Origin of the sequence: Roseibium sp. MMSF_3544, from assembly GCF_030732845.1 — a bacterium.
GTDB lineage: Bacteria > Pseudomonadota > Alphaproteobacteria > Rhizobiales > Stappiaceae > Roseibium.
Genome location: NZ_JASHKA010000006.1, coordinates 136,707 through 161,453, shown reverse-complemented (window position 1 = coordinate 161,453; position 24,747 = coordinate 136,707). Strand labels below are relative to the sequence as shown.

At 58.5% G+C, this 24,747-nt stretch carries 25 protein-coding genes; 7 read left to right on the top strand and 18 right to left on the bottom strand.

What is annotated here, in order from left to right; all coding sequences use genetic code 11:
* Window positions 1–7: 7 nt before the first annotated feature.
* The 10 genes from RBB47_RS10910 to RBB47_RS10865 form a co-directional block, all read right to left on the bottom strand.
* Entirely contained in the window at window positions 8–643 is a 636-nt protein-coding gene (locus RBB47_RS10910; RefSeq protein ID WP_305985823.1) for a 2-dehydro-3-deoxy-6-phosphogalactonate aldolase, read from the bottom strand.
* Window positions 640–1,560: a 2-dehydro-3-deoxygalactonokinase gene (locus RBB47_RS10905; RefSeq protein WP_305985822.1), complete on the bottom strand. Its 921-nt coding sequence runs from the start codon at window positions 1,558–1,560 to the stop codon at window positions 640–642. The genes RBB47_RS10910 and RBB47_RS10905 overlap by 4 nt, the downstream gene beginning before the upstream one ends.
* Window positions 1,541–2,212, bottom strand: a complete 672-nt coding sequence (locus RBB47_RS10900) for an RraA family protein (RefSeq protein WP_305985821.1) — start codon at window positions 2,210–2,212, stop codon at window positions 1,541–1,543. Before RBB47_RS10900 ends, RBB47_RS10905 begins: the two co-directional genes overlap by 20 nt.
* A 15-nt stretch (window positions 2,213–2,227) precedes the next feature.
* Window positions 2,228–3,256, bottom strand: a complete 1,029-nt coding sequence (locus RBB47_RS10895; RefSeq protein WP_305985820.1) for a C-terminal binding protein — start codon at window positions 3,254–3,256, stop codon at window positions 2,228–2,230.
* Entirely contained in the window at window positions 3,249–3,743 is a 495-nt protein-coding gene (locus RBB47_RS10890) for a lactoylglutathione lyase family protein (RefSeq protein WP_305985819.1), read from the bottom strand. Before RBB47_RS10890 ends, RBB47_RS10895 begins: the two co-directional genes overlap by 8 nt.
* A 25-nt stretch (window positions 3,744–3,768) precedes the next feature.
* Window positions 3,769–4,557 carry an SDR family NAD(P)-dependent oxidoreductase gene (locus tag RBB47_RS10885; protein ID WP_305985818.1) on the bottom strand — a complete coding sequence of 263 codons (789 nt, stop codon included), beginning with the start codon at window positions 4,555–4,557 and terminating at the stop codon, window positions 3,769–3,771.
* A gap of 3 nt (window positions 4,558–4,560) precedes the next feature.
* Window positions 4,561–5,547 (bottom strand): ABC transporter permease, encoded by a 987-nt coding sequence (locus RBB47_RS10880; RefSeq protein ID WP_305985817.1) that lies wholly within the window; start codon window positions 5,545–5,547, stop codon window positions 4,561–4,563.
* Window positions 5,544–7,079 carry a sugar ABC transporter ATP-binding protein gene (locus tag RBB47_RS10875; protein ID WP_305985816.1) on the bottom strand — a complete coding sequence of 512 codons (1,536 nt, stop codon included), beginning with the start codon at window positions 7,077–7,079 and terminating at the stop codon, window positions 5,544–5,546. Before RBB47_RS10875 ends, RBB47_RS10880 begins: the two co-directional genes overlap by 4 nt.
* 86 nt (window positions 7,080–7,165) lie before the next feature.
* Entirely contained in the window at window positions 7,166–8,203 is a 1,038-nt protein-coding gene (locus RBB47_RS10870; protein WP_305985815.1) for a sugar ABC transporter substrate-binding protein, read from the bottom strand.
* Window positions 8,204–8,232: 29 nt separating this feature from the next.
* Window positions 8,233–9,102 carry an SMP-30/gluconolactonase/LRE family protein gene (locus RBB47_RS10865; protein WP_305985814.1) on the bottom strand — a complete coding sequence of 290 codons (870 nt, stop codon included), beginning with the start codon at window positions 9,100–9,102 and terminating at the stop codon, window positions 8,233–8,235.
* Window positions 9,103–9,227: 125 nt separating this feature from the next.
* On the opposite strand from RBB47_RS10865, the gene RBB47_RS10860 reads away from it, so the two are divergent.
* The 7 genes from RBB47_RS10860 to RBB47_RS10830 all read left to right on the top strand — a co-directional run bounded on the left by RBB47_RS10860 (window position 9,228) and on the right by RBB47_RS10830 (window position 16,063).
* The gene (locus RBB47_RS10860) at window positions 9,228–9,926 is read left to right on the top strand and encodes a GntR family transcriptional regulator (RefSeq protein ID WP_305985813.1); all 699 of its coding nucleotides are present in this window, start codon (window positions 9,228–9,230) and stop codon (window positions 9,924–9,926) included.
* On the top strand, window positions 9,923–11,464 hold the full coding sequence (locus RBB47_RS10855; protein ID WP_305985812.1) for a sugar ABC transporter ATP-binding protein: 1,542 nt from the start codon (window positions 9,923–9,925) through the stop codon (window positions 11,462–11,464). The genes RBB47_RS10860 and RBB47_RS10855 overlap by 4 nt, the downstream gene beginning before the upstream one ends.
* Window positions 11,461–12,450, top strand: coding sequence for an ABC transporter permease (locus RBB47_RS10850; RefSeq protein ID WP_305985811.1), 990 nt, complete (start codon window positions 11,461–11,463; stop codon window positions 12,448–12,450). The genes RBB47_RS10855 and RBB47_RS10850 overlap by 4 nt, the downstream gene beginning before the upstream one ends.
* A 41-nt stretch (window positions 12,451–12,491) precedes the next feature.
* Complete coding sequence (locus RBB47_RS10845) at window positions 12,492–13,487, top strand: substrate-binding domain-containing protein (RefSeq protein ID WP_305985810.1); 996 nt, start codon at window positions 12,492–12,494, stop codon at window positions 13,485–13,487.
* A 62-nt stretch (window positions 13,488–13,549) separates the two neighbouring features.
* Window positions 13,550–14,413: a hypothetical protein gene (locus RBB47_RS10840; RefSeq protein ID WP_305985809.1), complete on the top strand. Its 864-nt coding sequence runs from the start codon at window positions 13,550–13,552 to the stop codon at window positions 14,411–14,413.
* Entirely contained in the window at window positions 14,410–15,225 is an 816-nt protein-coding gene (locus RBB47_RS10835) for an NAD(P)-dependent oxidoreductase (RefSeq protein WP_305985808.1), read from the top strand. Before RBB47_RS10840 ends, RBB47_RS10835 begins: the two co-directional genes overlap by 4 nt.
* A 187-nt stretch (window positions 15,226–15,412) precedes the next feature.
* Complete coding sequence (locus RBB47_RS10830; protein ID WP_305985807.1) at window positions 15,413–16,063, top strand: GntR family transcriptional regulator; 651 nt, start codon at window positions 15,413–15,415, stop codon at window positions 16,061–16,063.
* A 110-nt stretch (window positions 16,064–16,173) separates the two neighbouring features.
* Here the strand turns inward: RBB47_RS10830 and RBB47_RS10825 are convergent, their stop codons facing one another.
* The 8 genes from RBB47_RS10825 to RBB47_RS10790 all read right to left on the bottom strand — a co-directional run bounded on the left by RBB47_RS10825 (window position 16,174) and on the right by RBB47_RS10790 (window position 24,671).
* Window positions 16,174–17,289: an ABC transporter ATP-binding protein gene (locus RBB47_RS10825; protein ID WP_305985806.1), complete on the bottom strand. Its 1,116-nt coding sequence runs from the start codon at window positions 17,287–17,289 to the stop codon at window positions 16,174–16,176.
* A gap of 14 nt (window positions 17,290–17,303) precedes the next feature.
* Window positions 17,304–18,029 (bottom strand): SDR family oxidoreductase, encoded by a 726-nt coding sequence (locus RBB47_RS10820; protein ID WP_305985805.1) that lies wholly within the window; start codon window positions 18,027–18,029, stop codon window positions 17,304–17,306.
* A gap of 69 nt (window positions 18,030–18,098) precedes the next feature.
* Window positions 18,099–19,604, bottom strand: coding sequence for an ABC transporter substrate-binding protein (locus RBB47_RS10815; protein WP_305985804.1), 1,506 nt, complete (start codon window positions 19,602–19,604; stop codon window positions 18,099–18,101).
* Window positions 19,605–19,656: 52 nt separating this feature from the next.
* Entirely contained in the window at window positions 19,657–20,535 is an 879-nt protein-coding gene (locus RBB47_RS10810) for a carbohydrate ABC transporter permease (protein ID WP_305985803.1), read from the bottom strand.
* Window positions 20,532–21,428: a carbohydrate ABC transporter permease gene (locus tag RBB47_RS10805; protein WP_305985802.1), complete on the bottom strand. Its 897-nt coding sequence runs from the start codon at window positions 21,426–21,428 to the stop codon at window positions 20,532–20,534. The genes RBB47_RS10810 and RBB47_RS10805 overlap by 4 nt, the downstream gene beginning before the upstream one ends.
* Window positions 21,429–21,455: 27 nt before the next feature.
* Entirely contained in the window at window positions 21,456–22,538 is a 1,083-nt protein-coding gene (locus RBB47_RS10800) for a class II aldolase/adducin family protein (RefSeq protein ID WP_371932768.1), read from the bottom strand.
* Window positions 22,535–23,356 carry an HAD-IIB family hydrolase gene (locus tag RBB47_RS10795; protein ID WP_305985801.1) on the bottom strand — a complete coding sequence of 274 codons (822 nt, stop codon included), beginning with the start codon at window positions 23,354–23,356 and terminating at the stop codon, window positions 22,535–22,537. Before RBB47_RS10795 ends, RBB47_RS10800 begins: the two co-directional genes overlap by 4 nt.
* A 4-nt stretch (window positions 23,357–23,360) precedes the next feature.
* The gene (locus RBB47_RS10790) at window positions 23,361–24,671 is read right to left on the bottom strand and encodes a sn-glycerol-1-phosphate dehydrogenase (protein WP_305985800.1); all 1,311 of its coding nucleotides are present in this window, start codon (window positions 24,669–24,671) and stop codon (window positions 23,361–23,363) included.
* Window positions 24,672–24,747 lie beyond the last annotated feature (76 nt).

The window sequence follows — 24,747 nt, the reverse complement described above, 5'->3', positions numbered from 1 at the left end:
CCAACACTTATTGGCTGTGCTTCAGCGCCCTGAAAGCCTCTACGAACGTTGTTGCGCGGTCTGCGATATCCGCGAGCATATAGTCTGGTTTGTAAAGCGCTGAGCCGAGACCGAAACTGTTTGAACCGGCGCGATAATAGTCAACCATCGTCTCCGGCGTGATGCCACCGACCGCAGCAACCACGGCATCTTTTGGCAAGACCGCGCGCATTGCTGATATCGCCTTCGGCGGCACCATCTCGGCGGGAAAGAACTTCAGGACGGACGCGCCACAGTCCAGCGCGTCGAATGCTTCGGTCGGCGAGAAGACACCCGGGCACCATTTGGCGCCAAGCTTGACCGCCCTGCCCCCAACGTCCGGTTTCATGTTCGGCGCCACGATCAGCTGTCCACCTGCATCGACGACAGCGTCGACATCGCCCGGTGACAGAACTGTTCCTGCTCCAACAACAATTTCATCTCCATATCTCTTTGCGATTTCGGAGATTGATGTCATTGGCCGGGGTGAATTCAGCGGGACTTCAAGGATGCGAAAACCGGATTCAACAAGCACCCCGGCAACATCGAGCGCGGTCTCAGGTGTGAGGCCGCGCAAGATCGCGATCAGCGGATTATCCGCCAGCGCTTCGGTCCATGGCTTCATGAAATCAGCCCGGCAGACTTGGCGATCAGGAAATGGCCTCTCGCAACAATGTTGTCCGGTGCTCTCCGGCTTGCCAGGTCAGCGACGCCCAAGGCGATTTCGTAGCGGTCTGCCAGGTCTCCCCGGCCGACGATTGTCACGGTCTGGTCAGCCTTCAAGGATTTGGCGGCAAATTTCACTTCCGCCCCGATCAGCATGCCGGACAGATAGTCTGCAGACATTTCTTCCGAAATCTTGCCGAACAGGGGCAACGTCCGGACATGGAAGAGTTCGTGCAGGAGGTTCCCCTTTGAGGACAGTCCCGACTTTACGCCCAACCGGAATCCCGTCTCGTTGAAGGGACCGTCTTCCATCAGGGTGCCCAGAATTGTGTGCGTCTTCAAAGTGCCGAACAACTCGCCGGTCATGTAGGTCATGTAATCGCCGATCCGGCCGTCCGAAACGGTGATCCACTTGCTGTGCGTGCCCGGCATGACATAAACGCCGTCGCCCAGTCCGGCTGCCGACGCGCCGACAATCTGGGTCTCCTCACCGCGCATGACGTCCGGGGCGCCATCGTGCTCGGTGGTCATGCCGGTCACGAATTTCAGCTGAACACCCTTCGATGTTTCGTGCGTTACCAGCGCGGATGCGAGTTCCTCAATGCCCGAGGGCACCTGGACGTAGGGCGTTTCCACCCAACCGTTGCGGCTCGTAATCATGCCGGATGCAATGACCGGCAGCGTTTTCTCGGCAAGCCAGGCCTTTAAGAGATCGTGGAAGACCGAGTCGAAATCCCGGTCTTCCACGTGCATGATTCCCAGGGAGGTGGAAATCACGTCCAGCACTTCGCCGTCCATTCCGATCAGGAAGGCGCGCAAGGAGGATGTCCCCCAGTCCATTCCAATCAGGGCGGCGTCAGATACGACCGAATTCATTGAGCAAATCCTCGACGGTCTTCCCCTTCGCAACCCATTTGCGGGTCTCTTCTTCCCGATCCGCCTGCTCTCGGGCCTGCTGGACGGCCTCCTCGGCCCGTTCCAGCGGAATAACCGTGACACCCATCAGGTCAGCCACGATGAAGTCGCCGGGTTTGACAACAATGCCGCCACACTGGATCGGCACGTTGATGGAAAGTTCTTCCTTGCGGCCGGAAAACATGGTGTGGGTTCCGCGCGGCGTGATCGCGCGGGTCCAGATCGGCCAGCCGATGTCCTCCAGCTCGTCGGTATCCCGCCCGGCACCGTCGACGATCATGGCGCGAATGCCGCGGTTCTGAGCCAGTCCGCCCATCAGGCCACCGCAAACGGAGGTGTTCGGATCACCACCGGCATCGACGACGATAATGTCGCCGGGTTGGCCCATCTCCAACGCCTTGAGAGGATCGACAAGATCACCCTTGGACAACTGCACCGTAATCGCCTGACCGGTGACCTTTGCCCTGAAGGCCGGTTTGATCCCACTGTCCATGACGCCTGTGCGGTATTGCACATCGGCAAACACAGCCGTTGCGGAGTAGCACTTCACGACGTCGTCGAACTTCTCCAGGAGATCCGGGCGGCGTTCGAAATCGTTGAACTCTTTAAGCATTCCTAATTTCCTGTGCTATGCGGAAAGACTGAGCGCTGACAAATTCACCGGATAATCCGGCTCACGCTTCGTGAGAACCTTGGCGACCTGGGTCGCGGCGATGGTGCGTGCTGCCGTGATCGACTCTTCTGAATAGTAAGCAGCGTGCGGCGTGACCAGGACGTTCGGCAAGCTGAACAGGGGATTGTCTGCCGGGTTCCACGTGGCCCGTTTCGCTGGTTCCTCTTCCGGATCGTCAAGACCCGCGGCGGCCAGCCGTCCCTCGCTCAAGGCCCTGTAAAGCGCAGCATTGTCGACAGTCGGCCCCCGGCCCGTGTTGACCAGTATCGCCCCCGGCTTCATTTGGGCAAACTCCGCATCGGAGAGGAAGTGCCGCGTTTGCGGGGTCATCGGGGCCTGCATAAGGACGTAGTCGCTGCGTCTCAGCAGCTCGTCTTTCGAGACCAGCTCAACATCTTGCTCTCTGGCCACGGCCTCGGGCAGGAACGGGTCGTAGGCGATAATCCTGGCTCCGAAAGCGCGCGCCCGTGTGGCAATCGCCTTGCCGATCTTGCCAAGCGACACGACACCCATTGTCCGCCCACGTATCCGATTGACCGGCTGTCCGCTCTGCCAGCGCCAGATCCCGTTGTGGGTGGCCCGGTCGTAGTCGGGCAGCTTCCGGGCAAGCGTGAGCCACAGCGCAATGGCGTGGTCGGCGACCTCCTCGGTACAGTAGTCCTGCACATTGGTGACCAGGATGCCGCGTTCGGTTGCAGCCTCGACGTCAACGATGTCGACGCCGACACCGTAGCGCGCGATCACTTCGCATTTCTGCATCCGTGAGATCGTCGCCCGTCCGATACGCGCATACTGATTGATCATGGCCGCACTGTCGCGCGCAGCCTCGAAGAGGTCTTCCTCCTGCTTGCTCTGCAGCCCGACGACCTCGGCTCCCACGGCTTCGAGAATTTCCCGTTCCACGTCGATGTCACCGAAATCGAAATCGGTGATCACCACCTTGGGCCGGTCATCGCGCCACGGTTTTTCCGGAACATCAGACATAAGCGCCCGCCGAATAGGTGAGTTCGTACGAGTGGCTGTAGAGCTCGATGATGTTGCCGAACGGATCTTCGCAATAGACCATGCGATACGGCTTTTCGCCTGGATAGTACCGGCGCACCTCCTTCATGCGCTGCCGTCCGCCGAGGCTTTCGATGACCTTGACGCGCGCCTCCAGGTCCTCGTCCTGCAGGCAGAAATGAAACAGCCCGGGACGCCAGTATTCGAAGGGGTTCTCTTCCTGCTCGGTGTTCGGAAACTCGAAAAGCTCGATGCCTATGCCGTCTCCCGTGCTCAGGTGGGCAATGCGGAACGATCCCCAGCCTTCGCCGAAGACGTCGTCGCACATCTGGCCGATCGCGCTGTCGTCGTGCTTGATCTCGGTCGCGCCCATGATCAGATAAAAGCCAAATGCTTTCGTGTAGAACTCAACGGCTTTCTCAAGGTCCGGGACGGTGATGCCGATGTGAGAAAAGGTGAGTGCTGGCATAATTTGCTCCGTTGTCTTTCGGTGTTCAGACGATGCTTCGAATGATGCCGCCCTCGATGCGGTAACCCGCACCGTTGGCCGCACCGGATGCGGCGACAAATGCAATCATTCGCGCCACTTCGTCGGGTTCAACGAACCTCTGAATGAGAGATGTCGGTTCGTCGTGCTGGAAATAATTCGAGACGATCTCGTCGATGGGCTCGGCCTTTTGATCGGCAAGACCTTCGAAATAATTCTGGACGCCCTCTGTCCAGGTCGGTCCGGGAAGCACTGAGTTCACGCGAACCTTCGTGCCCTTGGTTAGTTCCGCCATGCCACGGGTCAGCCCCAGCATTGCGGTCTTGGTGACCGAGTAATGAACCATCTGCGGCAACGGCTTGACCGCCGCTTCGCTGGCAAGATTGACGATGGCGCCCGCATTCTTTTGCAGCATTCCAGGAAGAATGAGCCGGCTCATGCGCACCGCACTCAAGACGTTGATATTGAAGTAGGAAAGCCATTCCTCGTCAGTCAGGTCTTCAAACGCCTTGACGGAAAAGATGCCGACGTTGTTCACCAGGATGTCCACCGGCCCGGGACCGGCGGCAAACGCGAAAAGCTTTTCGGCATCTTCGGTTTTTGTCAGGTCGGCCGACAAACCGCTGACATCTCCGATCTGGCCAAGGTCCTGAACACAGGCTTCAACCTCCTGCGGCGTCAAACCGTTGACGATGACGCTGGCACCTTCTTCCAGAAACGCCTTGGCCGTCGCTTTGCCGATGCCTGCACCGGAGCCCGTTACGAGGACACGTTTTCCCTGGAGTTCGAGATCCATTGCCTATGCTCCCCGTTGTTTGGCGGACGAAAACGAAAACAGCGCGCCGATCTTGCTCGAGAGTTCGTTCCGCCACATGTCGACGCCGACGGCAGCAAGAATGATCATGCCAAGGACGATGTTCTGAACCGATGTCGGGACTGCGTTCAGGTTGAGCGCATTTTGAACGACAACAATGGTCAGTGAGCCGATAAGCGTGGCAAGCACATTGCCGCGCCCGCCGGCAAGACTTGCCCCGCCGACCACGGCCGCCGCGATGGCCTGCAGCTCAAGGGTCTGTCCGTAATTCGGTGATCCGGAGTTCAACCGTGCTGCCATCAGGACGGCACCAATCGCAGTCATGAAGCCGGCGATGGCGAATGCGTAGGTCTGGACGCGCCGTACGTTGATCCCGGAGAGGGCGGCCGCCGAGGGATTGCCGCCGATGGCATAGATTTCACGGCCGAGCTTGGAATAGTTCATCACCACGGCGGCAAGACCGTAGAAGAAGACCAGATAGTAGAACGGCAGGGGAATCCCCAAGAGGGAACCGTAAAACAGCGGCTCCAGGTTCGGGTCGAGCGAGAAGATCGGGGAGCCGTTGTTGAAGAGCAGCGCCAGACCGCGGAAGGCGATCAGACCGGCCAGCGTCGTAATGAAGGACGGGATGCGCAGATAGGCCGTCAGCACCCCGTTGGTCAGGCCGAGTGCCAGACCGCAGCCCAGAACGAGCAGAATCGCAAGCGGCAACGGCAGGCCCATGAACTTGAGCATTTCGGCCAGCAACATGGTCAAAAGCGCGACCATGGACCCTGCACTCAGGTCAATTCCGGCCGTGATGATGACGATCGTCGAACCGATCGCGATCAGCGCCACGATGCTGACCTGAAGAGACAGGTTGGACAGGTTCCCCGGATTGAGAAACCGGTCTGTCGTCAAGGCGACAAGTGTTGCAATGACGATCAGGGCGATCGCCGGGCCGAGCAGTTGCGCGTCGAATATGCGTTTCATGCCGCCGACTCCTGTAATTTGTGGGTTGCCTCGTCGGAAGATGCTTTCACAAGGTCGACATGCGAAAGCTCGGATGCCTTGGCGATACCGGTGACGGTTCCGTGCTGGACGGTCGCAATCCGGTCGCTCATGGCCAGAAGTTCATCGTGATCTGAACTGATCAGAATGATCGACTTGCCCTGGGCGGTCAGTTCGTTGATCAGCCGGTAGACCGCAAGTTTGGCACCGACATCGATACCCTGCGTCGGTTCGTCGAAAATCAGAATGTCGGCATTGCAGAACAGCCAGCGGGCAAGGATCACCTTTTGCTGATTGCCGCCCGACAAGAGGTTGATCGTCTTGGAATCGGCCTGCGGAGAGATCTCCAGCTTCTGGATGTACTCGGCAGTCACCTTGTCCTCGGTCGAAAGATCGAGGAAGCCGGCTCGGGTTATGTTTGAGAGCCCTGCCGTCGTGATGTTGCCGCCGGCAGCGAAATTGGGAAACAGGCCGTCGAATTTCCTGTTTTCAGATACCAGCGCCATCCCTGCGCGGATGGCATCCATAGGGCTCTTGATCTTGACCGGCTTGCCGTGGATCCTGACCTCACCTTCCAGAAGCGGGTCAGCGCCGAACAAGCCGAGCGCAATCTCCGTGCGCCCGGACCCCAGGACGCCGCCAAGACCCAAAACCTCACCCGCCCGCACTGAAAAGGATGCGCCCGAAACACCCTTGGCTGTTGTCAGACCATGGGCCTCAAGGACAATCTCTTCACGGGAATTGTCGGTCTTGGGATAGTGTTCGCCGACATCCTCGCCGATCATCGCAGCGACGATGTTGTCGACCGAAATCTCTGTTTCACCGCTGGCCCGCACCACCTGGCCACCGCGCAGGATCGTGACTTCATCGACAATCCTTTCGACCTCATCCAGCCGGTGCGAAACATAAAGAATGGCGCATCCCTTTTCGCGCATCCGCCGCAAAAGCTTGTGCAGATGATCGATTTCCGACAGGCCGAGCGCCGCTGTCGGTTCGTCCAGGATGATCATGCGTGCGTCCGAGGCCAGCGCCTTGGCGATTTCAACGAGCTGCTGCTCGGCAACGGACAGATTGCCCGTGATGTCTTCTGGATCGAGATCGACTTCCATTTCCGCAAGAACGGATTTCGCCTCACGGTTCATCACGGTCCAGTCGACACCGCCGAACCTGCCTGTGGGCAGCCTGCCGAGGAAAATGTTTTCAGCGACCGTCAGAGACGGGACAATCGAAAACTCCTGGAAGACGGTTGCTATTCCCTTGGCGCGCGCATCCGTCGGGCTGTGAAGCTGAACGTCTTCGCCCCGGCACCTGATACGGCCGGCATCGGGTGGCTGCACTCCGGACAACATCTTGATAAGGGTTGACTTGCCGCAACCGTTTTCGCCCAGCAAACCGTGGATGGAACCCTCGAACAGCTTCAATGAAACATGATCATTGGCAAGGACGCCCGGATAGCGCTTAACAAGATCAATCACTTCCCAAAGCGGCTCTTTGATTTCAGAAATCGACGTCATCGTTTTGGCCCGGATAAGTTCGGCTTTCACAACCAACCTGGGACCGGTGGCGTCCGAAGACGCCACGCGGCCGCGTTGTTTGTGGATCAGTAGGACTTGGAAGGCTGCGGGTAGAGCTTCTCAGGCTCCTGAAGCACCTGAACCACATTGCTCTCGTCGATAATGGTCGTCGGGATCTCGATCCATCCGCCTTCGAACGTTCCATTCAGCGCATCCAGCGTGGCGTGCATGGCCGCCTGACCCATCAGGAAAGGAACGGTGTTGACCGTTGCGGTGAAGTTGCCTGCCGCGATTTCTTCAAGGCCCGACGTGTCGCCGTCGTTTCCGAGAATGGTCAGGTCACGCCGGCCCATGGCCTTGGCCGCATAGGAGGCACCGATCGCCATGTAGTCGTTGGCGGCAAAGAGCATGTCGACATCGGGATGCGACTGGAGAATGTCCATGCCGGCCGTGTTGCCGCCTTCCACATTCCACTTGCCGTCGATGGAGACGACCACTTCAAAGTTTTCCGCGTCCTTGATGCCATCGAGGAAGCCGCCGACACGTTCTGTCGAGTGGTATCCGGGCTGCCCTTCAATGATGCCCACCTTGACGGGTTGACCATCAGCTTTCTCGATCGCCCAGTCGGCAATCTTGTGCGTGCCCTTGCGCTGCGCATAACCGACAACGCCGTGGATGGGGGTCGGGAAGTTCGGAATGTCGGAGTTGATCATGACAACCGCGACGCCCTTGTCGACCGCCTTCTTGAGCAGAGGTGCAGCAGCGAATTCGTCGTGCGTGCCAAAGATGATCGCGTCCACGTCCTGGGTCAGAACGTCCTGGATCATGCCCATCTGGCCGTTGATATCAGCGCCGCTTTGGGGTGCCAGCATGAAGACTTCGACACCTTTTTCGGCGGCGACCTTTTTGACGCCTTCGCCGATCGCGATGTAGTAGTTGAACTCGGTTGCCGGCGGCATGTAGGCAATCCGGAACGTGTCGTTCACCGGCTTGATCGTATCCATCCCCGCCTGTGCTCCGTCCTGGAGCGGCACGGACGCCGGATAGTCACTTGCAACGGACGCTCCAGCACTCATTACAGCGAGGCTGGCACCAAATGCGATTGATTTCACGAGATTTTTCATGTGTCTCCTCCCGGGGTGTTGGTGAAAAATCATCCGGCGAAAGGAACGTCTTCCACGCCCCTGACGCCTGGTTTGACGGCGAACAACCCTCCTGAGGCAGGTTCTGCGTCGAGAACCTCCTGAGAGCTCGCCAATCGCGATGTCGTGATGAACAGCGTGTCGAGGTCCGGTCCGCCGAAGGCACAGCACGTCGGCTTCCAGACCGGAACTTCAATCACGCGGTCGATCTTTCCGTTCGGCGCGATCCTGACCACGCGGCGACCTTCCCATTCCGCGTTCCAGACCCCGCCTTCCGCGTCCACGCAGGATCCGTCCGGCAGCCCCGGTTCGTCGCGCATGTCGCAATGGATTTCCGGCTGCCCGATCTCGCCACTCTCGGCATTGTAAGGGTAAGCACGGACGGTCTTTTCAGGCGTATCGGCGAAATACATCGTGTCGCCGGTGGCGCTGAAACAGGTCGAGTTCGCGCACGCCACCCCGTCGATCAGGCGCGTGACGGAGAGGTCCGCATCGACGCGCAGAACCGTCGAATCTGCAACGCCGGAGCCCTCGTTCATGCCGCCGACAACGAGACGGCCCTGACGGTCCGTTCTGCCGTCATTCAGACGGGTGTCCGCATTTTCGGGTTCGAACTCGTGGATTATTTCGGTGGCGCCGGTTTCCAGGTCAAAAAGGGCGATCGTCTGGTCGAAGGCAACGATGTGGCCGCCCGTCTTGCGCGGCGCGAAACAGGCGACGCGCCGGGGCATGTCGATGTGAGCCGCTTTGCCGGTTTCCGGATCATAGTGCCAGAGCTTCTGGCCGTGGATATCCGTCCACCAGAGCTGGTTCGAAAGCGCATCCCAAAAGACGCCCTCGCCATGTTCGTTCTTGCAATCGAGCAGCAACTCGGCCTGCATTTCGGCGAACCTCCCAACTTTCGCACTTGTGTCCTGCGTTCTTTCAACGCCGGCACAATCGTTATTGACATCTGATATACCAGATTTCATATTGTAGCAAGCCTCAAATTTGAGGGGGGAGGAAAATGACTGGTTTTGAACGTCCGAAATTGCTGACGGAAACGGTACGCGATCACCTGCGTGATCTGATCGTGCGGGGGGACCTCAAGCTGGGAGAAGCCATTTCCGAGCGGCAGCTGGCTGAACGCCTGCAGGTTTCCAAAACACCTGTTCGCGAGGCATTGGCTCAGCTGCGGTCAGAAGGCCTCGTGCAGATTTTCCCGCAGCGGGGCGCATTCGTCTTCACGCTCGGCGGCGATGAGGTCGCGGACATCTGTGACTTCCGGCAACCGATCGAGACGGCAGCCGTCAAGCTGGCGATCACCCGCCACCCCAACGATGTCCTGTTTGAAATCTCGGAGATCGTCAATGAGATGCGGGAGCGCCTGAACAAGGGCGACGTCAAACGTTACCTGGATCTCGATTCCGAGTTCCACATGACCTTCTTCAAATATTGCGGCAATTCATACTTTGTCGAAACCTACCGCAGATATGCCGGCAAGATCGCGGCCTTGCGCACCCATTTGGCGGTCAAGCCCTCGCATACGCAGCTTTCCATGCAGGAACACGAGGCAATCCTGGCCTCGATCCGCAGCGGCTCCGTTGAAGAAACGGTTCGAATCCTGAACCAGCATATCGACCGGACCCGCACGACCTATACCGCCGAAATCACCGACATTGCGGCAGCAGACTCGCACCCGAATGGTAAAGCGGGGACAAAATGAGCAAAAAGACCCCGCTTATCGAGCTTCAGACCGTCAGCAAGAGTTTTGGTTCGAACAAGGTCATAAACCACGTCGATTTCGAGTTGTTACCCGGCGAAATTCACGCACTTGTCGGTGAAAACGGCGCCGGCAAGTCGACATGTCTTGGAATGATGTACGGGCTGCATCAGCCGGATGCCGGATCCATCTCCTTGTCCGGCAAAAAGACCGTCATCGACAACCCCGCCCATGCGCAAAATCTTGGAATCGGGTGCGTCTTTCAGGAACTCAGCCTGGCCGGCGGACTGTCTGTTGCCGAAAACATCTTCGCGGGCCATGCGCCGGCAACCTTCGGCATCGTCGACTGGAAGAAGCTTCGTCGGCGCGCCGAAACGCTACTTGGTGAGTTCAATTTGTCGATCGACGTGACAGCACCGGTCGACAAGCTGCCGATAAGCACGCGCCAGGTCGTTGAGATCGCCAAGGCACTCTCGTTGAATTCCAGGGTCATTCTTCTGGATGAGCCGACTTCCGCGCTGACGCCTGATGAAGTCGACGCGCTGTTCACGATCCTGCGCGATCTCACCAGGCGCGGCATAGGCATCATTTATGTCAGCCACCACATGTCGGAAATCTTCAGCATTGCCGATCGGGTCACCGTTCTGCGCGACGGCCGCAAAATCAGCACGCACAAGACATCTGAAACCAGTGAAAACGAAGTTGTCACGGAGATGATTGGCGGCCATGTCCCGGCAAGCGTGAAGCATGCATCCGATGCGATCGGAGACGTTTTTCTGGAAGCGGAGGCCTTGTCGTTTCCCGGCGTTTTTGAGGACATCTCGTTGACGCTCAGGAGCGGCGAAATTGTCGGCCTTGCCGGATTGATGGGATCGCGGCGTAGTGTCATCGCCAAAGCGCTGGCCGGACTGTTTACAGCGCGCGACGGCGTTCTGAAAATCAAGGGCGCACCCGTTGATCTGCGCTCCTTGTCCGGCGCGATGAAGGCAGGGATCGGATATGTGCCTGAAGAGCGAAAAACCGACGGCCTGTTTCTCGATCACTCGGTCCGCGACAATCTCGTCGCCGCCAGCCTGAAGAAGCACACCACACACGGTATCTTCAGCACGGCATCCGCCCGGCAGGCGACGCAGAACGCAATCGAACGGTTTTCGGTAAAGGCGGCAAGCCAGGATACCAACATCCGGTTTTTGTCCGGCGGCAATCAGCAGAAGATCATGCTGGCAAAATGGCTCGAGACCGAACCTGACATTCTGATCATCGACGAACCGACAAAGGGTGTCGATGTCGGGGCCAAGTTTCAAATTCACGATGAACTGCGCAAGAAGGCCGCGGACGGCATGGCCGTTCTGGTCGTGTCTTCCGATTTTCCAGAGCTTGCAACGCTGACTGACCGCATCATTGTCGTCCGCGAAGGCCGGCTGGTCGGTGAAATCGGCGCGGAAATGGCCACCGACGACTCCATTTTGAACCTTGCGGCCGGTGTCGAGGCCGCACCCCAAAACACCCTTCATGAAGTCGAGCGGAGTGCCATTCAATGAGCCTGCAAACCCTAGACAAACAAGACGCGCCTTCGCTTATGAGCAAGGTGATATCCGCTTGCCTGCATACCCGCGAAATCACCCTGCTGCTGATGATCCTCGGGATTGTCGTGGTTATGTCCTTCGTCACACCCTATTTCCTGAGCGCCAGCAATTTCAGGGCGGTCGCTGTTGGCATGACGCCAACGGCGATCATCGTGATCGGCATGGCCATTCTGCTCGCCTCCGGTGGCTTCGACCTTTCCGTCGGGTCCGTCATGGCGCTGTCCAGCACGGTTGTCGCCTTGTTGCTCCTGGCCGGTGTTCCGATACCGGTCGCGGTCGTTCTGGGGCTGGTGCTGGGTGCGGTCGCAGGCCTTGCGAACGGCATTCTCATAACGGTTATCGGCATTAATCCGCTCGTTGCGACATTGGGAACAATGTCGATTGCCCGCGGTATTGCCCTGGTCCTGACGGAAGGATTTTCAGTCAGCAGCCTGCCGCCTGCATTCGGTTACATCGGCAAGGCGAGCCTGTTCGGCATCCCGCTTCTGGTGATCCTGACATTGTCGCTGATCGTCCTGTTCGATCTCGCCGTGCGCCACACCCGGTTTTTCCGGCAGATCTACTTTATCGGCGCCAATGAAAAGGCCGCCATGCTGTCAGGTATTGCCGTCAACCGGGTCCGGATCATCGCCTACATATTGACCGGCACTTTGGCCGCGCTGGCGGGTGTCCTCCTGGCGTCCCGCCTGATGAGCGGCACCCCAACCGCAGGCAACGCCCTTGAGCTACAGGTTCTGGCAGCAGCCGTCATTGGCGGCGCCTCCTTGCGCGGCGGCGAAGGTACGATCCTCGGCGCTTTTCTCGGGGTGGTTTTCGTCGCTCTCATCAACAACGCCATGACCATGCTGGCCGTTTCCATCTACTGGCAAATGATCGTTATCGGGGCCGTCCTGGTCTGTGCGGTTGCGCTCGACATGCTCGTGCGGCGCCAGTCCGCCTAACTCACCTTTTTTACTTTGGTCACATCAACCGGGAGGACCCTATGACCAGCATCAACGTTAATCGCAGAAACCTTTTGGCCGGCGCGGGAGGGCTCGGCCTTGCCGGGCTGAGCCTGCCGACATTTTCCAGCGAGGCCTTGGCCCAGGGCGCGGGCAAGGAATACGTCTTCCTGTCCATCGTCACGCAAGTACCCTTCTGGGTCGACCACAGGGCTGCACTGGAGGATCTGGAGGAGATCCTCAATATCAAGACGACATTCACCGGTCCGCTGGACTTTGACACTGCGGGCCAGGCTCGCCAGCTCGACGAGCTGATTGCACGCCGTCCGGCAGGCATCCTGATCTTCCCAGGGGATCCGGCAACCCTGGCACCGGGTATCGAACGCGCTGTTGAAGTGGGAATTCCGGTCACGACTTGCATTGGCGACGTGCCGCAAAGCCCGCGCTCCTCGTTCCTCGGCATCAACGGCTTCGAAGCGGGCAAAGTCGGCGGCGAGCTGCTCGCCCAGGCGATCGGCGGCAAGGGCAAGGTTCTTCTCGGCACGTTCCCTGCCCCGTCCACGCTCGAACGCGTCGAGGGTTACAAGGCGATCTTCAAGGAAAAGTACCCCGGTATCGAGGTGGTTGATGTCGTCAACGACCGCGCCGATCCATCCTATGCTCCGACCGCCTATCTCCAAGGCATCCAGGCGCATCCGGATATCGTCGGCATCGGTGGGACCGACGGTGACAGCGGCAAGGGAGCAGCGATCGCCGTCAACGAAGCTGGTCGTGTCGGCGATATCAAGATCGTCGCAATGGACCGCAATGACGACATGCTGCCCTACATCGAGGACGGTACGATCCATGGCGCGGTTGCCCAGAAGTCTTACCTCGAGGCCTATCTCGCCATCCACATGATGCACTGGCAGAACACGGAAGGCCTGAAGGTGGTGCCTGACTGGAAAGCTGCTGAAATCAATCCCCTGCCGGAGCAGGTGGTGACCGGCGTCATGACGATCACCAAGGAAAACGTCGATCAATTCAAGCACATCTAGGCAAAGGGCACGCGGGGACGTCTCCCCGCGTGCCAACCGTTTGAAATGCGTCCAGCAACACCATGACTGATCCAGGCCTCTGGCAGCACATCATTCTCTCCAACGGCACTGTGAAGCTATCACTGCTTCCCGGGATCGGCGGGCGTGTCATGAACGTGCATTTTCGGGGTGAACCTCTTCTGTTTGAAAACCCGGATTCCCTGGAGTTTCAACCGGACCTGTCGGATCTCAGCAAGGTTCCAACCAGGGCCAAACATCTGCCGTTTCCGCTATGGGGCGGAGAAAAGACCTGGGTGGCACCGGAAAGCGGGTGGCCGGAAGCTGGTCCGCATCCGGTACTCGATTCCGGTCCATACGAATGCTTGAACCTGTCTGACACGAAAGTTCGCATGACCAGCGGCATCTGTCCCGCGAGCGGACTTCAGATCGTGCGCACGGTCGCTCTTGAAAGCGAGGGGACCGGTTGGTTGGTCGAGCATGAAATGATCAACTGTTCGAAGACAGATCGCTACTGCGGAATCTGGTCTGTGATGATGGTTCTTCGCCCGGTCAGGATCTCTTGCAAGGTTCCCGGACCGGACAGCTGCAAAGTCATGATGGGCAACCCGGGGCGGGCTGTCACAAGCTCAACCGGGCACCTCTCGGTCGACTGTGTTTCAGCAGATGAATTCAAGATTGGGACGCATCCCGCCGGTCGCGTCGCCGAGATTGTCTTAGGCGGCAAGACCGGCACGCTCACCCTGACCGCTGAAGCGTCGTTGCTCTCGGATCGGCAAGACTATGCCCACGGACACGCGCTGGAAGTCTACAATTCAGCCGACTACGACTATGCAGAGCTCGAGTGGCACGCACCGGCCCGGAAATTGTTGCCGGGCGAAACGGCAACATTTTCTGTCAAGTACCGGATCCAGGAGACAGCACCATGAGCAAGCGCGTTGTGATCACCGGCGCCTCGGGGCATCTTGGCGGCAAGCTTTATGACGACATAAAAGCCCATACGGACTGGCATCCGGTGGGCCTCGATATCCGGGAAACGGACAGTCCAGATTGCCACGTCGCCGACTTTTCAAAGATGGGTGACTGGACAAAGCACCTTTCAGGAGCCGATGCCGTTGTACATCTGGCTGCCGATCGCGACCCGGGCGCAAGCTGGGGATCGTCTGTTGCAAACAACATGAATGCGACGCTGAATCTTTACCACGCGGCCTCGCAGAACGGTGTGAAGCGGGTCGTGTTCGCCAGCTCGAACTGGGTTCAGGGCGGGTACCGGTTTTCGTCGGAAAAACTTGCCCCTTCCCTCGACCCGAAACCGGTCAATGCCTATGGCGTTTCAAAGCTGTTCGGCGAACGGGTCGGTGAATATTTCGCGTCCGAACACGGCCTCTCGGTCATTTGCCTGAGAATAGGCTGGACCCAATGGACGCATGAAAACAGGCCCGGGCGGCACATGGCCATGGGACGCTGGGGCCAGGAAATGTGGCTCAGCGACCGCGATTATCTCCAGGGCATGAAGTGCGCGATCGCTGCAACCGACCTGCCCTACGCGGTCTTGAACCTGATGTCTGACAATCCGGGAATGCGCTGGGACCTTGAACCAACCAGGAACCTGATCGGGTACAAGCCCGAGGATGGTTGGTCGGCCGAGGTGACCTTGCCCATGAAACTGAAATCCCTCGTCCTGAAGACTGTGACAGAAACAATTCCAGACCGTTTCAAAGCCATCGCAGCAGACTGGTAATGAGAACCAGCTCGACCGCTCCCGGGAAACAGACTTGTCCGTCTTTGTCGATTTGGCCTGGTGTCCATGCGCCAAAAGTCGAAAGCTCTTAAGACGGGACAAGTCACGTTTGATCTTTCCAAACCGTGCGATCTGCAATACCAGATAACAATCTGAACGACTTTTTGCGCGCCAAGGTTTCATTGGAATGGTGATCGAACGTCCCAAGTCACTTCGCGATTTGGTCCTGGAGAATCTCAGGGACCGAATTGTCAGCGGACGCCTGGCCATGGGCCAATCGCTTTCCGAACGAAGCATTTCGGACGAGCTTCAGGTTTCCAAGACACCCGTGCGGGAAGCCCTTGCACAACTGCGCGAGGAGGGCCTTGTCCAGATCGAGCCTCAGAAAGGTGCAAAGGTCTTCACGCTCACCGAAGACGAGGTCGAACAGATCTGCGATTTCCGGATGACGATCGAATTCGCCGCATTCGAGCTTGCCATGGCGCGAAGTCACGAGGGTCTCTTGACCGACATGTCAGACATTGTCGCCAGCATGACAAAGGCCATGGATGCAGGCGAAATCCAGACGTATCTTGACCTCGACACGGCCTTTCACAGGCTGGCCTTCAAGCATTGCGGCAATGAGTATCTGTCCGCAAGTTATGAACGCTATGAAGGCAAGATTGCAGCGCTGCGCACACATATGGCCGCATTGCCGTTGCACACGAAGCTCTCATACGAAGAGCACTTTGAGTTGAAGGACGCCTGCAACGGAAACGACTTGCCAGAGCTCCGGTCAATCCTCGAACGCCATATTGCCCGCACCAGAGATTCCTACGTCCAGGCAACTTCCGAATGAGCGGATGTCGCCAACACGGCGACGCTTATCGACTGTGCGAGCAAATGGGTATGTCTTGACCCGTATCCAGGGGCCCGCGCACCCTGACTTGCCGGAAGCAACTGTTTCACTCAGGAACGCGTTCGCCGTTGCTCCAGCACAACCGGCGACTTTTCAAGCAGCAGGCGTTGTTCGGTTGCAGCATCGAATAGGTGAACCGCGTTTGGCGGTATCGTCAAATCGATGGGATCTCCCGCTGTTGCGCCATTGTCCCTGGCCATCGTCGCAACAAGGCTTGCCGTCTCGCTCAATTCAACGTGGATATTCACATCGGCACCGGTTTTCTCGATCAGCTTGACCGTGCCCGTGATTTCACCGCTCTGTGTCGCAACAAGGTCGGGCGGCCTCAAACCACAGATAACCTTCTGGCCCGTTTCGGCCTTCAATTCGGCATCCAGTGGCAGGTTGATATGCGGACCGACGAAATGCGGCCGTCCGTCCTGAGACGTGATTTCGCCCTCGATGAAGTTCATCGAGGGTGACCCGATAAAATCCGCGGCAAACCGGGTTGCCGGCCGGTCGTAAAGGTCGTCCGGTGTTCCGACCTGCTCGATCTTGCCGCCTTTCATCAGCACGATCTTGTCCGCCATCGTCATCGCCTCGATCTGGTCATGCGTGACGTAGATCGTTGTCGCCTTGAGACGTTCGTGTAGCTGGCGGATTTCAACGCGCATATGCGCCCGGAGTTTGGCGTCGAGGTTCGACAGCGGCTCATCGAACAGAAACACCTTTGCGTCCCGGACCATGGCCCTGCCCATGGCAACTCTTTGCCGCTGTCCGCCGGACAGCTCACGCGGGTACCGGTCCAGATAGTCGGTCAGATTCAAAACGGCAGCCGCCTCGTTGACCTTCCGCTTGATTTCGTCCTTGCTGAGGCGCTTTACCTCCAGGCTGAAGGCAATGTTGTCGAACACCTTCATCGTCGGATAGAGCGCATAGTTCTGGAACACCATCGCGATGTCGCGGTCACGCGGATGCACCTCGTTCATCACTTTGCCGTCAATGGTCAGTTCGCCGCCGGTTATGTTTTCCAGCCCCGCCGTCATTCTGAGCAGCGTGGTCTTGCCGCAGCCGGATGCCCCGAGCAGCACGACAAATTCACCGTCATGAATCGACAGCGACAAGTCACGCATGACTTCAACCGATCCGTATGACTTGCAGATATTGTGATAGGCGACTTCTGCCATAAAAGCTGATTTCCTTAGTAGGTTTGCCGCGTCGGTGTCAGGCAGATTTCCTGAACCAGAGCCTTTTGCGGCAGCTGATAGGCATTGAGTATCAAGTCCGCGACAATGTCCGCACCGATGCCTCCTCCCATCTTGACCTTGTTGGTCTTGTAATTTGCAAGCGTTTCCTCATCCAGCACACCGGAAAGCACTTCGGTCTCGATCACGCCCGGTGACACGACAATGACGCGCACGTCGTGTGAAGACAGGTATTCACGCAGGCTTTCCGAGACAGCGTGCACGAAATACTTCGTCCCGCAATAAACGGTGTGATCGGGATAGACCTTGCGGCCAGCAATCGAACTCATCATGACAAGTGTACCGCGTTTGCGGTCCATCATGCCCTTCATGACTGCGTGAACGGTATTCATCACACCCTTGGTGTTGATGTCGATCATCTCGTCCCACTCTTCGGGAGGCTGACGGCCGATATCTGCAAGGCGTGCGATGCCCGCATTGGCGAACATCATGTCCACCGGTCCATAACTGTCCTCCGCGTCCCGGACCGCAGCCGCAATAGCCGCCCGGTCACGGACATCAACCTGGCGGATGACAGCATTCGGAAGTCCGAGCGCTTCCATCCGGTCCATCCGGCGCGCCATCAACAGGACCGGATGACCGGCTTCAGAAAACGCACGCGCGGTTGCTTCACCGATCCCGGAACTCGCTCCGGTGATTGCGACAAGAGGTTTGGTTGTCACGGGATCCTCCCTACACTGAGTGACGGGAAGGGTGTCGCCACCCTTCCCGTTCTGTCTTGCGAAGGTCCGTTAACCCGAAACGATCTTGTCGACGGAAACCGCAATGTCGTCCATTGCTTCCTTCGGCGATCCGTAGTCACCGGCAAAGTACTTGCCGAGCCTGACAGGGATCGTGTCGTTCGAGAGTTCCGCCCATTGCGGCAGATCCGGTTCCGATCCCATGTCCATTGCAATTGTATCGCGCACAACGTTGAGGTGACGGGTGGTTCCCGGACCGACGCGGTTGTTGGCGATGATGCGCGGATCGTCGTAGACGCTTTCGCGGGTTGGGCCGGTACCGCCGCCAAGTGCGGTGATAAGGACCTGCGTGTCGTAGCTCGTCGCCCACTGCATGAAGATCCAGGCAGCATCCGGGTTCTTGGAGTTTTTCGACACAGCAAGCGAGGAACCGCCCTGGTGTCCGACACCGGGGATCTCTCCGAACCCGGTCTGTTCAACCGTGCGAAGATCGCGTACCGGAGGCGGACAGCGGACGGCTTCCATGAGACCGGACACCTTCGTGGCCGACGGATCGTCGAAATAGGGGAAGAACTCACCCCAGCTCATCATGGATGCGGCAACGCCCTGGGCAACGGACTGCCCCTGGCCGTCCCAAGTCCAGCCCGTCACGCCCGGAGGCATGGTCTTCCAGAGCTTGGTCCAGTAGTCCATCGCTTCAAGGCCGTATTCGTCGTTGCCCGAGAATTTTCCGTCCGCGTTGAAGATCGAGCCGCCATGGCCCCAGAGCCAAGCCGTCCAGTCGCATTCAAGACTGTAGTGACCGGACTTCATCTGGCCTGTGGAACCGTAGAGGTCCGGGCCCTTGGCGTCGGTGATCGCCTTGGCCTGCTGGTAGTATTCCTCGAGCGAGGACGGGGCATTGAAGCCCATTTCTTCCCAGATGTCCTTCCGGTACATCATGATGAAGATCGGAATATCGTAGGGAACGCCGACCCAGCGATCTTCATACTTGGCGATGCCGTCAACAAGCGCCGGCAGGAAGTCATCGATATTGTAGTCCGGCATCGCGAGATCCGGCTTGTTCTCGATCTGCTCACGCGGATCGAAGACATCCTGGCTCACCGAAGCCGCCCAGCTCTGGTCGATGTAGTAAAGGTCATACGTCCCGAGCTGAGACGCGATATCCAGGGTCATTTTCTGAAGCACCTGCTCCAGCGGCAGCACTTCGATTTCGACGGTCATGCCCGAAGCTTCTTCGAAATATTTCTTCAACTGGCTGTTGATCGCATTCGAAGGTGGCGTGGATTCGGTGGCGAGCTTGAGAGTCGTGCCCTTGAAGGGGCCGGACACGTCCTTAACCCATTTCAGCACCTCGTCGGACGGCCGAAGATCGTCGGCAGCATTCGCCAACGGCATCGAACCCAGACCGAAGGGCCGGCGCATGCCCGCACCGAAGGCCGCAGCGCTCAATCCGAGCAGGCCGGCATTTCGCATGAAATCCCGTCGCCCCATGCGCCGATGGACGAAGGCGTCCACCACTTTGGCCAGATATTGCTTTCTGTCTGTATCTCTCATGACTAACTCCTCCCGTGATACGTGAAAGATGGTCCCGTAAAGTCTGTTGCTCCTATTGCTTGAGGGAACCGAGTGTCAGCCCGCGGACCAGCTGTTTCTGGACCAGCAGGATGAAGATGAATGCCGGGGCCATGGCAGCCACTCCCAAGGCTGCCATGTTGCCCCAGGCGGTACCTGTGGACGTGACGAAGCTCGACGACACGACCGGCACGGTTTTCAGACCCGTCTGTGTAAGGGTCAGAACGAAAATGAACTCCGTCCAGGAAAAGATGAAACAAAGGACTGCAGTTGCCGCGATGCCGCCCTTCGCCATCGGCAATATGATGCGGCGGAAGATCTTCCAGCGCGACGCACCGTCGACAATGGCGCTTTCATCGATCTCTCGTGGAATGTCGTCGAAGAAACTCTTGAGCAGCAGAACCGCAAGCGGCAGGTTCATCAGCGCGTGAATCAGGATGATGCCGGTATAGGAATCCATCAGCCCGATGTCCTTGTAGATAAAGAACATCGGGATCGCGACCGCGACGGGAGGCATCATCCTGGTTGACAGAACCCAGGCGACGAAGTGATGCCGCCCCCGGAAATCCATCCGGCTGAGCGCATAGGCGGCAAACGTGGAGATCGCGATCGCAAGCGCGGTCGAAAACACCGCAACGACGATGGAGTCCCACAAGCGCGGCGCCATGTAGAAATTTCCGCCACCGGGCAGCACTTCCTGCTGGCGCAGGAAGCCGAAGGAAATGCCAAACACTTCCTCGAAATTCTTGAGGGTCGGTGAGAAAGACCAGACCGTCGGCGGAACGGAAAAGATCTCCTTGGCGTCCTTGAAGGCCGTGGTGCCCCAGTAATAGAGCGGGAACACGAACAGCGCAGTGATCAACCACGCCGCAGCCATGCGCGAATAGCGCCGATATTTGCTCTCGACAATCACCAGCGCACCTTCGCAATCCAGATAAAGAGGTTGGCAATCACCAGGATCAGCACAAGACTGACAAGGCTCAGCGTTGCCCCGTATCCCCACTTGATGAAGCTGAACGTCTGCTGCCAGGCGTAGAGGGAAAGCGTATAGGTCGACGTTCCCGGACCGCCGGATGTCATCACGAACATGTAGTCGAACGCCCGGAACAGATCGATGCCCCGGATGAGGACGGCAACCGCGATGACCTTGGACATCATGGGCAACGTTATGCGGCGGAATGTCTGGAACGCAGACGCCCCGTCGAGCATGGCGGCTTCATAGGGCTCCTGGGGAAGCGACCTCAGCCCAGCAAGGAAAATCAGAACCATGAAGGGCGTCCATTGCCAGATATCGGCGAGCATCACGCCTGCAAGCGCGGTCGAACTCGTTGCAAGGATCGGATCCTGGCCGCTCAAAATTCCCATGGCTTCGAGGATGTAGGTCAAAACACCGAATTCAGGATCTTCCATGAGAAGGAACATCATGCCGGTGATGGCGGGCGGGATCACGAGCGTGAGCGTGAGCAGCCCGCGCAGCAATCCAAAACCCGGCTCGTCGGAATCCAGGAGCAACGCAATGATCATCCCCAGCACGACCTGGATCGCCAGAAGGACGAAAAAATAAGTGAATGTGACGGACAGCGCTTCCCAGAACCTCGGATCATTAACGAGGGTGCTCCAGTTCTCCGTGCCCACATAGACCAGCTGCCGCTTGAACGGAGCGTATTCGTGAAACGAGAGCCAGATGTTGTAGAACAGCGGATAGATCGTGAAGACCACGAGCATGGCAACCAGCGGCGCAAGCCACGGCACCGGGCTGTCGCCCGTTATGTAGCCTTGCAATCCTCGGGTTCTTACGAACGCCATGCTGATCCTCCCGTGAACATGGCGCCGCTACGTCTTTCTGGCCGGTGGTTTCTTGGCTGCCGCAGGCTTTTCGACCGCGGCCGTCTTGGCCGCTGGCTTCCTGGCTGCAGCCGCCTTGGCAGCGGGTTTCTTGGCCGACGTCTTCGCAGCAGGCTTCTCCGCTACGGGCGGTTTTTTGGACGCCGCCGCTTTGGCCGCAGGTTTCCTGGTTGCAGCTGTTTTGGCCGCTGGCTTTTTGGCGGCTGCCGACTTAGCCGCTGGCTGCTTGACTGCTGCCGCCTTGCCCGCAGGCTTTTTGGTGGCTGCCGTCTTGCCCGCTGGCTGCTTGGCTGCGGCCGTCTTGCCCGCAGGCTTCTTGGCGGATGCCGCTTTGGCCGCCGGCTTTTTGGCGGCTGCCGTCTTGGCAGCCGGTTTCTTGGCAGCACGAGGCTTGGGTTTCGGTTTGTCTTGCCCTTTGTCGTCCTGAAGTCCGTAGCCGGCAAACCCGCGATGCGTATCGTCAATGGCCGCATCGCTCAAAAGCACCGGGCCGCCAATCGCGAGAGAAAGGTAATATTGCTTTGCGATGGTCTCCAGTTCGATGGCACGCCACATCGCCTTGGCAAGATTTTCCCCCACGGCGATCATGCCGTGGTTGGCAAGAAGGCATGCGGTCCTGTCGGTCATCGCATCGATCGCGAGCTTCGACAGTTCCTCCGACCCAAATGTGGCATAACCTGCGCACCGCACATTGTTTCCACCAAACGCAGCAATCATGTAGTGACAGGAAGGGATTTCCTTGCGCGCGATCGCGAGCGTCGTGCAGTAGGTCGGATGAGCATGGACCACCGCACCTGCGTCCGGACGGCCGCGCAGCAGCTTCTGGTGAAATCTCCACTCCGTTGACGGTTTCAAGGGCCCCTCGTAGCGACCGCTCGTATCTTCAAGGCCAACCGACGCGATCATTTCGGGCGTCATCTGGTCATAGGGCGTCGCCGAGGGGGATATCAGCATCCTGTCTTCGAACCGGACCGAGATGTTCCCGGATGTTCCCTGGTTGATGCCGCTTGAATTCATCTCCCGGCATCGGGTGATGATCTCCTCGCGCAATGCCTGTTCGGCCTTCTTCATGCGCTCATTCTCCTGCCTGAAACATTTTTTGCTGCAATCAGAGTGTTCGCCAGCTCGGCGAACCCTTCCCCGCCCCGTTCGGTCGCAATCCAGCCGGGTTCCGTGTCGATCCTTCCCTTGAAGTCCAGAACGTTTGCGACCCCGCAGGCATTCGGAAAGAAACCAAACATCGGCGCGTCATTGGGGCTGTCGCCGCAAAAGACGATCCGGTTCTTTTCACCGTCGAGATCCAGGTTCAGAACATCGGCTGCAAACCTGCGCGTCATGGTCAGCTTGTCATAGCTGCCGTACCAGCCGTTCACATGGATGGAAGACACTTTTGCAACCGCACCCTCTTCTTCGAAAATGGCTTTGATGCGGTCCACGTCCTCACTGCGTAGCGGTGGGACATCCTCGCAAAAGTCTATGGCAAGGTCGGCCTCGCGGAACGACTGATCTGCCGAGACAGCAGCTCCGGGAACCTCATCAAGGATCCGTGCCGCAAGTTCCTCGTAGCGCCTCTTGTTGGTCTGACGCACAACGTCTGTAGCCGCGAAAACCCGTTTCATTTTTCGCGCGATGCCGTCATAGGCGTAGTAGAAAGCACCGTTTTCACCGACGACACCGTCAACCGGCCAGAAGCGGGCAATCATATCGCACCATCCGGCAGGGCGGCCGGTAATGGCCGCGACCCGAAAGCCTGCTTCCTTCAAATTCTCCAGCGCCGAATACGCCTTGGCAGGAAGACGTCCATCGCTTGTCAGCGTGTCGTCGATATCCGCCATGACCGTGTGGACGGAAGCAGCAATTTCCTGTGGCATGGAGGCCAACGGCTTCATCGTGTCAAACCTCCCTGCCCGCAAATTCGTCAAGAAGGCCCGCGTCGCAGGCAAGGTCTGCAAAGGAAAACCGGTTGCGCATCTCGTGCGCATGGCGAACCGCCTCGCGGTAGAATTCCGGCGGCAAGCCAAGCTCGCGCCCGCTCGTCGCGCCGCCAACCTCATGGAGTTTCGCCAGCATGTTATCGACCGGATCCACGAGCTTCTGGCAATCCGCACGTATCTGAGGCCAGATTTCTTGAAGGCGTTCATTGAGCCGGGCAGCTCCGTCCTCATCAAGCGCCTTCTTCCGGTACTCCTCCTCACATTGCGCGGCGATTTCCGGTCCCATCCGGCGCGCCATATCCTCTCCGTCCACTTGGGTCGGCCGGACCTCGGGAGGCCTCTCCTGGCCCAGGAACCAGTTCTGAATCCGGCCCATGGTCAGGGTCGCGACACCCACCTGCTCGCCATGAAGTGTTCCCGAGTGCCGGTCGCCGGCGAAACAGTCGATATAATGGGAAATCTGGTGCTCCCCCATCGAGCCATGGTTCGACACCTTGGTGAACGCCACTCCCAGTCCGGACAGGACCAGCGATCTGACGAGATATCCGACTGCCGTCATGTCCCCCTGCTTCAAGCCTGCCGCATGGGTTTCAAGCATGCCTGCGTCAGGCTCGCAGATCAGGTAGGGCTCCATCCAAAATTGACTTCCCAGGAGCTTGTGCGACATCCACCAATCAATCCTTGCAACGCTGTTGCACAGGCAGTCCCCGAACCCTGCGGCGGCCATCCTGCTCGGCGCGGCGGAAATCACATTGAGATCCAGAAAAACACCCTTGGGTGCATGGGCAGGCAAGGAGATTTTCAACCCGCTCGGCAATCCCATGGAAGCTGTTGTCGAGGCGTAGCCGTCCATGGAGGCGGCCGTTCCGAAGACGCAGTAAGGACGGCCGTCCTTCGCGGTGACGTATTTGGTCAGGTCGTTCACCGTTCCGGAGCCCACCGCGATGACGGACGAAAAGTTTTGAAGCCTGGACGCCAACTCATCCGCCGCCTTGACGGTCGCATGCGGCTTCCCGTCGAGGAGTATTTCGCTGACCGTGACACCGGCATTCGCCAGGTTGTTCGCAATCCGCGAACCGGCAGCGTCCCAAGTGTTGGCATCGGCGACCATCGCGGTTGAATCGCCGATGCCCACGGAGCGCACGAGTTCCGCTTCTGCTCCGTCAATTGATTCAGAAATTAGAATTTTGTCGACTGGTGCCCGTGGCCCGGTCTCGCCAGTCTCCGGGTTTGTCCATCGGCCCAGGTAAACGTCCTCAATATGCTCCATCCAACCGTTTGCCGGTCGCTCTGGTAAAGAGGGAGTCTGATGACTTATTGAGGGCATACCAAACCTTTCAAACCAC

Bases quoted from the DNA above. Each gene is read 5' to 3' on its own strand.
- RBB47_RS10860 (WP_305985813.1), top strand. From the start codon at position 9,228: ATGACTGGTTTTGAACGTCCGAAATTGCTGACGGAAACGGTACGCGAT.
- RBB47_RS10880 (WP_305985817.1), bottom strand. From the start codon at position 5,547: ATGAAACGCATATTCGACGCGCAACTGCTCGGCCCGGCGATCGCCCTG.
- RBB47_RS10870 (WP_305985815.1), bottom strand. From the start codon at position 8,203: ATGAAAAATCTCGTGAAATCAATCGCATTTGGTGCCAGCCTCGCTGTA.
- RBB47_RS10885 (WP_305985818.1), bottom strand. From the start codon at position 4,557: ATGGATCTCGAACTCCAGGGAAAACGTGTCCTCGTAACGGGCTCCGGT.
- RBB47_RS10895 (WP_305985820.1), bottom strand. From the start codon at position 3,256: ATGTCTGATGTTCCGGAAAAACCGTGGCGCGATGACCGGCCCAAGGTG.
- RBB47_RS10815 (WP_305985804.1), bottom strand. From the start codon at position 19,604: ATGAGAGATACAGACAGAAAGCAATATCTGGCCAAAGTGGTGGACGCC.
- RBB47_RS10905 (WP_305985822.1), bottom strand. From the start codon at position 1,560: ATGAATTCGGTCGTATCTGACGCCGCCCTGATTGGAATGGACTGGGGG.
- RBB47_RS10865 (WP_305985814.1), bottom strand. From the start codon at position 9,102: ATGCAGGCCGAGTTGCTGCTCGATTGCAAGAACGAACATGGCGAGGGC.
- RBB47_RS10910 (WP_305985823.1), bottom strand. From the start codon at position 643: ATGAAGCCATGGACCGAAGCGCTGGCGGATAATCCGCTGATCGCGATC.
- RBB47_RS10890 (WP_305985819.1), bottom strand. From the start codon at position 3,743: ATGCCAGCACTCACCTTTTCTCACATCGGCATCACCGTCCCGGACCTT.
- RBB47_RS10825 (WP_305985806.1), bottom strand. From the start codon at position 17,289: ATGGCAGAAGTCGCCTATCACAATATCTGCAAGTCATACGGATCGGTT.
- RBB47_RS10800 (WP_371932768.1), bottom strand. From the start codon at position 22,538: ATGAAGAAGGCCGAACAGGCATTGCGCGAGGAGATCATCACCCGATGC.
- RBB47_RS10790 (WP_305985800.1), bottom strand. From the start codon at position 24,671: ATGGAGCATATTGAGGACGTTTACCTGGGCCGATGGACAAACCCGGAG.
- RBB47_RS10805 (WP_305985802.1), bottom strand. From the start codon at position 21,428: ATGGCGTTCGTAAGAACCCGAGGATTGCAAGGCTACATAACGGGCGAC.
- RBB47_RS10835 (WP_305985808.1), top strand. From the start codon at position 14,410: ATGAGCAAGCGCGTTGTGATCACCGGCGCCTCGGGGCATCTTGGCGGC.
- RBB47_RS10845 (WP_305985810.1), top strand. From the start codon at position 12,492: ATGACCAGCATCAACGTTAATCGCAGAAACCTTTTGGCCGGCGCGGGA.
- RBB47_RS10855 (WP_305985812.1), top strand. From the start codon at position 9,923: ATGAGCAAAAAGACCCCGCTTATCGAGCTTCAGACCGTCAGCAAGAGT.
- RBB47_RS10830 (WP_305985807.1), top strand. From the start codon at position 15,413: ATGGTGATCGAACGTCCCAAGTCACTTCGCGATTTGGTCCTGGAGAAT.
- RBB47_RS10875 (WP_305985816.1), bottom strand. From the start codon at position 7,079: ATGACGTCGATTTCTGAAATCAAAGAGCCGCTTTGGGAAGTGATTGAT.
- RBB47_RS10840 (WP_305985809.1), top strand. From the start codon at position 13,550: ATGACTGATCCAGGCCTCTGGCAGCACATCATTCTCTCCAACGGCACT.
- RBB47_RS10850 (WP_305985811.1), top strand. From the start codon at position 11,461: ATGAGCCTGCAAACCCTAGACAAACAAGACGCGCCTTCGCTTATGAGC.
- RBB47_RS10795 (WP_305985801.1), bottom strand. From the start codon at position 23,356: ATGAAGCCGTTGGCCTCCATGCCACAGGAAATTGCTGCTTCCGTCCAC.
- RBB47_RS10900 (WP_305985821.1), bottom strand. From the start codon at position 2,212: ATGCTTAAAGAGTTCAACGATTTCGAACGCCGCCCGGATCTCCTGGAG.